The organism is Qipengyuania thermophila, assembly GCF_004153605.1.
In the GTDB taxonomy this organism is placed as follows: domain Bacteria; phylum Pseudomonadota; class Alphaproteobacteria; order Sphingomonadales; family Sphingomonadaceae; genus Qipengyuania_B; species Qipengyuania_B thermophila.
The window spans coordinates 659,864-671,200 of record NZ_SDSI01000002.1 but is presented as its reverse complement, the minus strand read 5'-3'; the positions used below and the strand labels follow the sequence as shown (position 1 = coordinate 671,200).

Genomic DNA, 11,337 nt, shown 5'->3' with positions numbered 1-11,337 from the left:
CGGCGCCTTACCTGCCGCGTGGTGTCGAAGCAAGGAGGCTCCCCGGACGATCTCGACCTCATCACAGGTGCGCGCTACGGGTCGGGCGATGACGCCGCCGCCTGTCTCAGACGTTCTCCCGCTCGACCATGTCCATCTGCGCGGCGCGGGCGAGGCCTGCGCGCTGGAGATCGGTGGAGAGGCGCTGACCTATTCCGCGATGGAGCGGGAGGTGGCTCTGCTCGCCGGCTGGCTTGTCGGCCGGGTGGAGCAGGGCGCGCGGGTGGCGAGCTGGGCGGCCAAGTCGCGGCTGACCTGCCTCCTGCCGCTGGCCGCGGCGCGCGCGGGTGTCGTTCACGTCCCGCTGAACCCGATGCTCCGGCGGGCTCAGGTGGCGCATGTGCTGGCCGACTGCGACACAAGTCTGCTTGTCGCCGGTGGACAGCGTGGAAGCCAGCTCGAGCCGGGGGATGTGCCTGCCGCCTGCACGGTGCTGTCCGATCATGAGGTGCTGCCGCTTGCGTGCGCCGCCGGCGCGCCGCTGCCCCCCTCGGATCACGACCCGGACGCGCTTGTGTGCTTGCTCTACACCAGCGGCAGCACCGGCCGGCCGAAGGGCGTCATGCTGTCCCACCGCAATCTCTGGCTCGGAGCGGCCAGCGTCGCGGACTATCTGGAGCTTGCGGAGGACGACGTGACGCTCGCCGTGCTGCCGCTGTCGTTCGACTACGGGCAGAACCAGCTGCTCAGCACGTGGTATGCCGGCGGACGGGTCGTGCCGCTCGACTACCTTGTGGCGCAGGATGTCGGCAAAGCCTGCGAGCGGCACCGGGTGACGACGCTCGCCGCGGTGCCGCCGCTGTGGACGCAGCTGCTTGAAGCGCCCTGGCCGCCGGCCGCTCGTATGCGCATGCGCCGCGTGACCAACAGCGGCGGCGCCTTATCCGCCCGCCTTGTCGAGACCCTCACCGCCACCTTTCCCGACGCCGCCGTCTTCGCCATGTACGGGCTGACGGAGGCGTTCCGGTCGCTGTATCTGCCGCCCGCCCTCCTGCCTCGGCACCCCGGTTCCGTCGGCGGCGCGGTGCCGTATGCCGAAGTGCTGCTGGTGGGCGCGGACGGAGAACCGGCGCCCGCGGGTGAGCCGGGCGAACTGGTGCATTGCGGGCCTCTCGTGGCGCAAGGGTACTGGGGCGACGCGGCGCGCACGCGGGAGGTGTTCCGTCCCGCGCCGCCATGGTCGCGCAGTGGCGGTGTCGCCGTGTGGTCCGGCGATCTGATGCGCCGGGACGAAAACGGTCTGCACTATTTCGTCGGGCGCCGGGACTCGCTCATCAAGAGCCGCGGTCACCGGGTCAGCGCGGAGGAGATCGAAGATGCCGCCGTTCGCAGCGGCATGATCCGCGAGGCCGTTGCCGTCGGCGTTGCCGATGAACGGATCGGGGACGCCATCCACCTGTTCATCCGTCCCCCGCCGGAGGTAGGTGCGGACCTCGAGCGAAAGCTGGCTGCCTGGCTGGCGGCCGAGTTGCCGGGCTTCATGCACCCGGCGCAGATCCACCGCGCGGACAGCCTGCCCCGCACGGCGAACGGAAAATATGATCGCGACGCGCTGCGGCGCCTCGCCGCAGCGGCGGTGCAGGATGGCTGACGCCCCGCAGGCCAAACCGCTCGGACCGATCCCGCCGGGCTTCGGCACCGAAGCCGGAGCGTTGACGATCGGCGGCTGGCACGTGAACGCGCTCATCGACCGGGCGGGACGCACGCCGCTGTTCGTCTACAGCGCCGAAGCGCTGCGGGAACGGGTGGCTTATCTGCGTGACACCATGCCTGCGCCGCTCCGCGTGCGCTACGCGATGAAGGCCAACCCGTTCCCGCCCCTGCTCCGGCTCATGGCCGGGCTGGTGGACGGCATTGATGTCGCGTCGGGAGGCGAACTGCGTCTGGCGCTTGGTGCAGGCATGGCGCCGGCGCGGATCAGCTTTGCCGGTCCTGGCAAGGATGACGACGAACTCGCGCTGGCAGTGTCGAATGGTGTCACCATCAATGTCGAGTCCGAGGGCGAGCTTGCCCGCGCCCTGGCCTGCGGGCGGACGCTCGGGAGGCAGCCGCGGCTTGCCATCCGCGTCAATCCGTCCTTCGACCTTCGCGGGTCGGGGATGAAGATGGGCGGCGGGCCGAAGCCCTTCGGCATCGATGCCGAGCGTGTTCCCGCCGCCATCCGCACGGTCGTATCGGAGGGCGCCGAATTTCGCGGGCTGCACATCTACACCGGCAGCCAGTCGCTCGACGGCACTGCGCTGGCGGCGATGCAGGCCGGCGTGCTGCGCCTGGCGGCTGCTCTGGGCGACGCAGCGGATACGGACGTGCCGGAACTGACCATCGGCGGCGGGTTCGGCATTCCCTATTTCCATGGCGACCGGCCGCTCGATCTCCGACCATTGGGCACCGCGCTCGAGAACGAGCTTGCCAAGGTTCCGCCGCGCCTGCGCGGAACCGTGTTCTCCATCGAACTCGGCCGTTATCTCGTCGGGGAGGCCGGCGTGTATCTCGCGCGGATCGTCGACCGCAAGACAAGCCACGGACAGATCTTCCTCGTCACGGACGGCGGACTTCATCACCAGCTCGCCGCATCAGGCAATTTCGGCACGGTGGTGCGGCGCAACTATCCCGTGGCGATCGCCAGCCGCTTCGACACCCCGGCGAGCGAGGTCGTCTCGGTCGTGGGCCGTCTGTGCACGCCGCTCGACCGGCTGGCGGATTCCGCGTGGCTTCCGCGGGCGGAGGTCGGTGACATCGTGGCGGTGTTCTGCGCCGGAGCCTATGGCGCGACGGCGTCCCCTTCGGCGTTTCTCGGCCATGGGCCGGCCGCCGAGCTGCTGGTGTGAACGGGTTGCGTCATCCGCTTCCGTGACCGAGGGCGAGGTAGGCGTCGCTGCGCATCTCGTGCAGCCGACTGACCGTACGGGCGAACTCGAAGGTGCCGTCGCCGGACGGATAGAGGTCATCCGGTTCCGCCGCGGCAGTCGCGAACAGCTTCACCCGGTACTCGTAGAGCGCGTCAACGAGCGCGGTGAAGCGTGCGGCCTCGTTGCGCATGTCCGGAGTCAGGTGCGGAATGCCCACCACGATGACCGTGTGGAACGTGCGGGCGACCGCGAGATAGTCCGGGGCGCCGCGTGGCTCCCCGCACAACCGGCGGAAGCTGAAGACGGCGACGCCCTTCAGGCTCTTCGGCACATGCAGGCTGCGGCCACCGCCCACCGGCAAATCCTCTGACGGGACATGCGCCGCGTCCTCCGGAGCGAAGTCCGTCAGGCGGAAGAACGCCTCACGCACGCGCTGCGTGGCCGCGTCGCCAAGCGGCGTGTGCCAGACGGTCAGGCCGGCCATGCGGGCGAGGCGGTAATCCACCTGCCCGTTCAGTTCCACGATCGCGAGACGCTGCTCGAGCAGATCGATGAACGGCAGGAAATGCTCGCGGTTCAGCCCGTCCTTGTAGAGGTCGCCGGGCGCCCGATTGCTGGTGGTGACGACCGTCACCTGCTCCTCGACCATCAGGGCCCGGAACAGCCGCGACATGATCATCGCATCGGCAGAATTGGTGACGATCATCTCGTCGAAGGCAAGGCTGTGCAGCCCGTCCGCGATGCGGCGGGCAACCGCGGGGATCGGGTCGCCCGCCGCCTTGGCACGCTCCTGCCGCAGGAGGGCATGGACCTCCTGCATGAAGGCGTGGAAGTGGACGCGGCGCTTGCCAGCCAGCGGCAGCGTCTGATGGTAGAGATCCATCAGCATCGACTTGCCGCGGCCCACGCCGCCCCAGAGATAGGCGCCGCCGGCGTGCTCCCGGCGACGGCGCCGGGCCGGCCAGCGCCAGCGCGGCAGCACCTGCGCGACGAGGCGATCCTGGATGTCCTGGAGGATGCGTGCCGCATCCGTCTGGGCAGGGTCGGGGCGAAGCTCGCCTCCGGCGATCAGCGCCTCGTAGCGCGCCAGCAATGTGCTCAAGAGGGCTGTGCCTTGCGGATCATGCCGGAAAACGAGGCGACGAGATGGTCGCGCTGAACGACTTGCCCGCGCAGGAACACGAACTGCCGGGTTTCGCGCAGAAGCTCGGTCACGGCGTCGAGCGGTTCGTCCGGCTTTCCGGCACCGATGAACTGGCTCGACAGCTCAAGCGTCACCGCGCGCCCGGGATCGTTGTCGCTCAGCGTCCGCAGGGCCGCGAACAGAGCGATGTCGATCAGCCCGAGCGTGACCGCCCCGTGCACCATGTTCTGCAGGTTGGTGTGCCGCCGCTCGGGAAACATGCGCAGCCGGCAATGATCGCCTTCCCGCCGGACCAGCAGCTTGCCCATCACGGCGCCGTTGAAGCGGGTCTCGTCCTTGAGATCCCAGGTGTGCCAGCCCGGATGGTCGGGATCAGGCTGATGATCGAAGAAGACCGCCAGGCTCCGCATCGCTTGTCAAAGCTGCCGCTCGACCAGCATCTTCTTCGTCTCGGCAATGGCCTTGGCCGGGGACAGGCCCTTGGGACAGACGTTGGCGCAGTTCATGATCGTGTGGCAGCGGTAGAGCCGGTACGGGTCCTCGAGCTGGTCGAGCCGCTCGCCCGTCATCTCGTCCCGGCTGTCGGCCAGCCAGCGATAGGCCTGCAGCAGGATGGCCGGACCGAGGAACTTGTCCGAATTCCACCAGTACGACGGACAGGCCGTCGAGCAGCATGCGCACAGGATGCATTCATACAGCCCGTCGAGCTTTTCCCGCTGCTCCGGCGTTTGCAGCCGCTCCTTGCCGCTGGGCGTCGTCGTGACCGTCTGCAGCCACGGGCGGATCGAGGCGTATTGCGCGTAGAAGTGGGAGAAGTCGGGCACCAGATCCTTCACGACTTCCATGTGGGGAAGGGGCGTGATCCTGATCTCGCCCTTCAGGTCGGCGATCGCCGTGGTGCAGGCCAGCCCGTTGCGCCCGTTCATGTTCATGGAGCACGAACCGCAAATGCCCTCTCGGCAGGAGCGGCGGAAGGCGAGGGTCGGGTCGATCTCGTTCTTGATCTTGAACAGGGCGTCCAGCACCATCGGCCCGCATTCGTCCAGGTTGATGGCGAACCGGTCGTAGCGGGGGTTTTCGCCGCTGTCCGGGTCGTAGCGGTAGATCTTGAACGTCTTGATCCGTCCACCCGTGCCGACCGCCGGATGATTGCGGCCCTGACGCGAAATGCGCGAGTTCTTGGGAAGGGTGAAGGTCGCCATCGTTGGTGCAGTTCCTGCTGTTTCCTGCCCTATCTAATGCCCGCGCCGCACCGGACAAGCACAAAGCGGCTCCGGCGCAGCGGATCCCTCACACCCGCTCAACCGCGGCGATGACGCCCTGGCGCAGCATGGAATGGGCAACGATCGTCTCGACCAGCTCGGCGTGGCTCACGCCCAGCAAGCGCGCGGCACCCGAGACCGTCTTCTTCGACCACAGATTGCACGACAGGTTCACTTCCATGAACCGCAAAGTGCCCGACTGCGCGTCGTGGCGGAATTCGAAGCGGCCATAGTCGAACGGCCATAGTTCGGGGAGCAGGCGCATCACGTCCGCCCGCATCCGATCGACGAGGAGCTCGTCGGTGATCGCCTCCAGCCTTTCGCGCGGCGCATCGACGAGCGCCCGCTTCTCCTCGTAGGAGCGGAAATTGTCGCCGGCGCCCGGCATGGCGAAGCGCATCGCCGGCAACAGCACGGGACCATCCCCGCCGACCACCGGAAGCACGACGTCGCCGGTGCCGAAGAACGGCTCGGCGATGGCGTCGTGCCCTTGGGCGTGCAGATCCGCGATGTGGGCGGCGGCGGTGTCCCACTGGTCGAAGATGCCGACGCCCCACGAGGCGGAACTGGCGTTGGGCTTCACCACCAGCCGCTCCCACGCGAAATGCGGCTCCGCCGGCGGGCTAAGCGCGCCGCGCCGGTGCACATTCCACTCGGTCACCGCCACACCGCGCTGACGGGCGACGGTCTTCATCAGGTGCTTGTCATCGCCGAGGCCGCGGATGATGGGCGAGGCGCCGAGGAAGGGCGTTCCCTCCCGCGTCAGCAGCAGCGGTGCCAGCATCTCGCTGTTCAGGAAACCGGCCCGGTTCAGCAGGGTGACGACGAAATCCGCCCCTGTCGGGGTGAACAGCGCGTCGAAATCATTGCGCGCCTCGACGTGCAACCCGATCCCGCGCAGCGTCTCCCGCATCTCCACGTGATAAACGGCATGGTTGCCGTCCTGAGGATCCGGTGTCCCGTCCGCCAGCGCGTGCTTGGCGAGGAACATGACCTTGAGGCGCCGCTTGTCCTCCGGCAGGATCTTGAGAAGCCGCATGGCATCACCTTGTGCTGGCGGCGCGCCGATGCGGCGCGCCTGCGTTCGCACGGCGCAGTAGATGGTGACGCAGCAGTTCGCCATAGCGTCCAGCGCCGATGCCGCGCCGCGCGGCGCGCTGGGGCATCAGCACGCCGGGTTTTCCGTTTCCCTCGATCAGCAGCGGACCGTCCGGCGTCAGCGCGACGTCCCAGCCCACGATAACGTAGTCGCCGAAGGCCCGGTCGTGTGCCTTCTTCACGAGGGCCGTCGCCGCGTTCCAGTGCGGGAGCACGCGTCCTTCGATGGCGCCGCCGGTCACGGGATGAGTCCGGTGATCGCCTCCTCCGTAGCCGGTGCATGCAAGGCCCAGGACCCCGGTGGCAAGCTCCACCGGTGCCATCAGTCCGCCGGCCTTCATGTTGTCGACGACCGCCGCCGGATCGCTGGCGCAGCGGAAGGTTGCGCTGACCAGTTCGGCGGCGCCCTGTTCATCGAGGATCGTCACCATCCTGACGGTCGGCAGGGCAGTCAGTGCAATGTCGCGAAGGTCCGGGTCCGGCCGCACGCGTTCTTCGACCAGCCAGCGGCCCCTGCGCAGGCTTGGCAGTCCGGCCAGCCGCGCATGCAGCTCTGCGGCAGAGGCAACGCGTTCCAGCGGGATCACCCCGCCGCCACCTTCGCCCCTGGCGGGTTTCAGGATCAGGTCGCGGCCCGCCGGCTCTTCCATCACGATCGCATGCCCGTTGTCGGCTCGCGCAATCAGCATGGCCGTCGGCAGACCAGCGCCATTCGCGCGGTCGTGGAAGCGCAGCTTGTCGGCGAGAGCACAGGCGTCGCTCCAGCCAAGCGGGTTGAGCATCTTGTTGATCCCGGCATCCTCGAAGCGGCGCAGGAACAGGTCCAGCTCCTCGGCACGGGTGATGCGGAACAGCGCCAGATCGTTGGGATCGGCAAAACGCTGCCAGGCGATGCGCGTCGCCTCGCGCGCCCAGCCGCGCCCGAGCCGGTGGCGGCGGGCCACGGCCGCGGCGCGCAGCGGCACCCAGAGCAGGAAGGCGCAGCCGATCGCCGCGTCGAGGACCGTCCGGGTGACGGAACGGCGACGGCGGCGCGTCGCGTAGTGCTCTTCAAGGAAGCGTGCCGAGCGTGGCGCGAGAATGCCGGGATAGAGGCTGAACGCCTTCTTGGCGAAGTAGAGTGGGGTGTAGCCGCCTGCCATGGACCGCAATCGCGCGGATCAGGTGGCGCGGATGCGCCGGGCGAGCAGCTCTTCGCACACGGCAAAGGTCCGTTCGTTGTCGACGTCGATCGCCAGCGCCCCGTCGCGGAAGACGGTTGGCGTGATCGTTACCCCGAAGCGGCGGCTGAGGCGCCGCGCCGCGCTCTTCAGGTCCAGCAGTCCGAGTGCGAGCAGGGCGATGTTCAGCAGGCCGAAGGCATCGACCATCCGCTTGCGGCTCTTCATGAACTGCCCGCCGCCGCGGAACGCCTCTGCCGCGCGCAACGCATGCGGGCCGGCCAGTCCGTAGATGTTGCAGTTGGCATACTCGCCATCACGGAAGCGGTAGAAGTTGCGCTGTCCGTCGGGATGGGCGGCGAGGACCGCCTCCCGGCGGGCAAGCGCGAAAACGGCCTCGCCGTGCGCCAGTGCGCCGTGGACCTGCGCCACCGCCTCCGGTGTCAGCAGCACGTTGTCGGCAGTCGTCACGATCACCGGCCCGGCCAGATCGGCAGTCGCCGCGAGAACGCTGTCGAGGAGACTGGTGGCTCCGGGCACGAACCGGACGCGGGCTGCGGACGCGCCCAGCCGCGGCAGCTGCGCGGACACCTGAGCAATGCCGTCCTCCTCCAGCACCAGCCTGATCTCTGCCTCGGCGTCGGCATCCAGCAGCGCCTCGACCACCCACCAGACAAGCGCCTTGCCGCAGATCGGCACGAGGCACTTGTGAGACACACCGGCCCGAGCCGCCAGGGGATTGACGACACCGGCGCGCTGGCCGGCCAGCACCACGAAGGTGGTCGGACCGCCGGCAGCGCCGGACACCGCCGCACCGCGCACCGCCGGGTCAGTCACCGAAGGTGCGCTGCCACCATCCCCGGCGCGCCGGCGGCGATGCGACCGGCTCCACGTCGTTGGCGACGGCGCCGGCGATGTCGCCGGCACCTGCCGGACGATCGCTGCTGTTTGCCGGATCCTCCATTGTCTGTTCGGCGGCCGACGGCGCGTCGTCCGCCTCCGGGGAGAGCAGCGCCGCCGCCGACGAGTCTGCTTCGTCGCCGGCCGTCATCGGCGATGCCGGCAAGGCCGCATCGTCGCCTCGATCCTCGCGGAGCTTCGTGCCGGCACGGCGCACGCGGCGCCGCGGCTTGCGCGGCTCCGGAGCTGCGGCGCCTTCACCCGCAGAGCCGGTGTCCGTCGCGGGTTCGGCCGCGGCGGCTTCGGCGGCGTGGGGCACATCTTCGGGTCCGGCCACCACGGCAAGGCTCTCGTCGAGAGCAGGGAGAGCCTCGGCAAGGGCGGGCGCGGCGTCCGCGAGGTCGGACTCCGAACCTGCGCTGCCATCGCCATCCTCATCGCGCCCGTCGGCGGAGAGGCCGGACGCCTCGCCGTCGCGGCCGCGCCGTCCGCGCCCGCCGCGCCGCCGCCGGCGCGCTGGCCGCGCCTCGCCTTCACCGTTCATGCCGTCGCCGGGCTGCGCCGCGGCAGCAGTCTCGGCCGCGTCGCCTTCCTCATCCGCGCTCCGGTCAGAAGATGCCTCACCCGTAAGTGCCGTCATGCCGTTATCGGCGCCGTTCGCGTCCGCCTCGTCGTGCCGTGCCCGGTTGCGGTTGCGGCCGCCGCGCCGCCGGCGCTTGCGCGGACGGCGTTCGTCCTCGCTGCTGCTTGCCCCGGCCCCGCTCGCTTCGTCCTGCGAAGCGGACGTGTCGTCTTCGTCGTCCGCATCAAGGTCGATGTCGTCGAGATCGACCGTCGGTGCGGCCAGCGGCTGCGGCGGCCGCGACGGCTTCGGCCCCTTGCTCGCGACGCTCATCTTCGCGCCCTCGTTCTCGCCTTCGGGCAGAACTTCGACCGTGACGCCGTAACGCTGCTCGATTTCCTGAAGATCGGCGCGCTTGCTGTTGAGCAGATAGATGGCAGCCTCCGTGCTGGCCGACAGCACGATCTGGCTGCCCCGGCCGCGTGCCGCTTCTTCCTCCAGCAGCCGCAGCCCGGTCAGACCAGCAGAGGAGGCGGTTCTCACCAGTCCCGTGCCGTCGCAGTGCGGACACTCGCGCGTGGTCGCTTCCAGCACCCCGGTGCGCAGCCGCTGGCGGCTCATCTCCAGCAGGCCGAAGCTCGAGATGCGGCCGATCTGGATGCGCGCGCGATCGTTCTTGAGCGCTTCCTTCAGCGCCCGCTCGACCTTGCGCACATTTCCGGACCGCTCCATGTCGATGAAGTCGATCACCACAAGGCCCGCCATGTCGCGCAGCCGCAGCTGGCGGGCGATTTCCTCCGCCGCCTCGAGATTGGTCGCGACGGCGGTCTGTTCGATCCCGTGTTCGCGGGTCGAGCGGCCGGAGTTGATGTCGATCGACACCAGCGCCTCGGTCGGATTGATGACGAGATATCCGCCCGATTTCAGCTGCACCACCGGCTCGTACATCGCCCGCAGCTGGTCCTCGGCTCCGTGCCGCTGGAACAGCGGAACGGGATCAGTGTAGGGCTTCACCCGCCGCGCGTGGCTCGGCATGAGCAGCTTCATGAACTGGCGCGCCGAACGGAACCCTTCCGCGCCTTCGACGACAACCTCTTCGATGTCGCGATGGTACAGGTCGCGGATGGCGCGCTTGATGAGGTCGCTGTCCGAGTGGATCAGCGTCGGCGCCGTTGACTTGAGCGTTTTTTCCCGCACCTCGTCCCAGAGGCGGGCGAGGTAGTCGAAGTCGCGCTTGATCTCGGGCTTGGTTCGCGACAGGCCCGCCGTCCGCACGATCAGCCCCATGGACCGGGGCAGTTCCAGATCCGCGACGATCTGCTTGAGACGCTTGCGGTCGCCGGCCGAGCTGATCTTGCGGCTGATGCCGCCACCATGCGCCGAATTGGGCATGAGCACCGTGTAACGTCCGGCAAGGCTGAGATAGGTGGTGAGGGCGGCGCCCTTGTTGCCGCGCTCCTCCTTCACCACCTGGACGAGGAGCACCTGGCGCCGCTGGATGACATCCTGGATGCGGTAGCGGCGGCGCAGGGCAAGGCGCCGCTCCCGGGCCTCGTCGATCGCCTTAGGCTGCGCCTTGCGGTTGCGTCCGCGCCCGCGGCGGTTCTCGCCCTCCTCGCCGTTCTCTTCCGCCTCCTCGTCACCCGTGGCCGCGCGATCGCCGGCAATGACGCCTTCCTCGATGGTGGCCACGTCGTCCTTGTCGGAGGTGTCGACCTCCTCGACGCCGTCTTCCGCGAATTCCTCCACCAGCTGCTCGCCGGTGTCGTCGGCGGCGTCATACTCCTCGCCGGGCAGGTTGCCGCGTTCCTCGTCCTCGGCCCGCAGCCGCTCTTCCTCCTCGGCGGCGCGCGCCTCCTCTTCGAGCAGGGCAATCCTGTCCGCGTGGGGGATCTGGTAATAGTCCGGGTGGATCTCGCTGAAGGCGAGGAAGCCGTGCCGGTTGCCGCCGAAGTCGACGAATGCCGCCTGCAGGCTCGGCTCGACGCGGGTTACCTTGGCGAGATAGATGTTGCCCTTGATCTGCTTGTGTTCGGCAGATTCGAAATCAAATTCCTCGATCCGCTGTCCGTCAAGAACGGCCACCCGAGTTTCTTCGGCGTGGCGCGCATCGATCAGCATGCGCTTGGTCATGTGCGTGTCTCCATCCGCGAAGGCGCGGCGCCGGGGCGCGCGCGGGTTCGCGTCGTGTTGTGAAGGGTTCCGGTCGCACAGCGACGGAACGTGTGAAGCGTGGCCGCCGCGGCGCCTTGAGCGGAGCGCGGAGCGTCCGGCCGGATGTGTCTGCACGCGATGACCGGCGCCGCGATCCGTCGGGCGCCGC

General features: G+C 68.9%; 9 protein-coding genes. 2 read left to right on the top strand and 7 right to left on the bottom strand.

Annotated elements, in window-relative coordinates; translation table 11 throughout:
- Nucleotides 1-88: 88 nt before the first annotated feature.
- Nucleotides 89-1,630 (top strand): AMP-binding protein, encoded by a 1,542-nt coding sequence (locus ETO60_RS07520; RefSeq protein WP_130004256.1) that lies wholly within the window; start codon nucleotides 89-91, stop codon nucleotides 1,628-1,630.
- Nucleotides 1,623-2,867: a pyridoxal-dependent decarboxylase, exosortase A system-associated gene (locus tag ETO60_RS07515; RefSeq protein ID WP_130004254.1), complete on the top strand. Its 1,245-nt coding sequence runs from the start codon at nucleotides 1,623-1,625 to the stop codon at nucleotides 2,865-2,867. The genes ETO60_RS07520 and ETO60_RS07515 overlap by 8 nt, the downstream gene beginning before the upstream one ends.
- Nucleotides 2,868-2,877: 10 nt before the next feature.
- On the opposite strand, the gene zapE is transcribed toward ETO60_RS07515, so the two are convergent.
- The 7 genes from zapE to ETO60_RS07480 all read right to left on the bottom strand — a co-directional run bounded on the left by zapE (nucleotide 2,878) and on the right by ETO60_RS07480 (nucleotide 11,147).
- Nucleotides 2,878-3,990: a cell division protein ZapE gene (gene zapE, locus ETO60_RS07510; protein WP_130004252.1), complete on the bottom strand. Its 1,113-nt coding sequence runs from the start codon at nucleotides 3,988-3,990 to the stop codon at nucleotides 2,878-2,880.
- A complete protein-coding gene (locus ETO60_RS07505; protein WP_130004250.1) occupies nucleotides 3,987-4,442 on the bottom strand; it encodes a PaaI family thioesterase in 456 nt (151 codons plus the stop codon). Before ETO60_RS07505 ends, zapE begins: the two co-directional genes overlap by 4 nt.
- 6 nt (nucleotides 4,443-4,448) lie before the next feature.
- Nucleotides 4,449-5,234 (bottom strand): succinate dehydrogenase iron-sulfur subunit, encoded by a 786-nt coding sequence (locus ETO60_RS07500; protein WP_130004248.1) that lies wholly within the window; start codon nucleotides 5,232-5,234, stop codon nucleotides 4,449-4,451.
- Nucleotides 5,235-5,322: 88 nt separating this feature from the next.
- Nucleotides 5,323-6,333, bottom strand: coding sequence for a D-alanine--D-alanine ligase family protein (locus tag ETO60_RS07495; protein ID WP_130004246.1), 1,011 nt, complete (start codon nucleotides 6,331-6,333; stop codon nucleotides 5,323-5,325).
- A gap of 4 nt (nucleotides 6,334-6,337) precedes the next feature.
- Complete coding sequence (locus ETO60_RS07490; protein WP_130004681.1) at nucleotides 6,338-7,534, bottom strand: sugar-transfer associated ATP-grasp domain-containing protein; 1,197 nt, start codon at nucleotides 7,532-7,534, stop codon at nucleotides 6,338-6,340.
- An 18-nt stretch (nucleotides 7,535-7,552) separates the two neighbouring features.
- Nucleotides 7,553-8,389, bottom strand: coding sequence for an NTP transferase domain-containing protein (locus ETO60_RS07485; protein ID WP_234026385.1), 837 nt, complete (start codon nucleotides 8,387-8,389; stop codon nucleotides 7,553-7,555).
- Nucleotides 8,382-11,147, bottom strand: a complete 2,766-nt coding sequence (locus tag ETO60_RS07480; protein ID WP_130004244.1) for an Rne/Rng family ribonuclease — start codon at nucleotides 11,145-11,147, stop codon at nucleotides 8,382-8,384. The genes ETO60_RS07485 and ETO60_RS07480 overlap by 8 nt, the downstream gene beginning before the upstream one ends.
- Between the last annotated feature and the right edge of the window lie 190 nt (nucleotides 11,148-11,337).

Coding starts and splice junctions, on each gene's coding strand:
- ETO60_RS07480 (WP_130004244.1), bottom strand. CDS start 11,147: ATGACCAAGCGCATGCTGATCGATGCGCGCCACGCCGAAGAAACTCGG.
- ETO60_RS07520 (WP_130004256.1), top strand. CDS start 89: ATGACGCCGCCGCCTGTCTCAGACGTTCTCCCGCTCGACCATGTCCAT.
- ETO60_RS07495 (WP_130004246.1), bottom strand. CDS start 6,333: ATGCGGCTTCTCAAGATCCTGCCGGAGGACAAGCGGCGCCTCAAGGTC.
- ETO60_RS07505 (WP_130004250.1), bottom strand. CDS start 4,442: ATGCGGAGCCTGGCGGTCTTCTTCGATCATCAGCCTGATCCCGACCAT.
- ETO60_RS07490 (WP_130004681.1), bottom strand. CDS start 7,534: ATGGCAGGCGGCTACACCCCACTCTACTTCGCCAAGAAGGCGTTCAGC.
- ETO60_RS07515 (WP_130004254.1), top strand. CDS start 1,623: ATGGCTGACGCCCCGCAGGCCAAACCGCTCGGACCGATCCCGCCGGGC.
- ETO60_RS07500 (WP_130004248.1), bottom strand. CDS start 5,234: ATGGCGACCTTCACCCTTCCCAAGAACTCGCGCATTTCGCGTCAGGGC.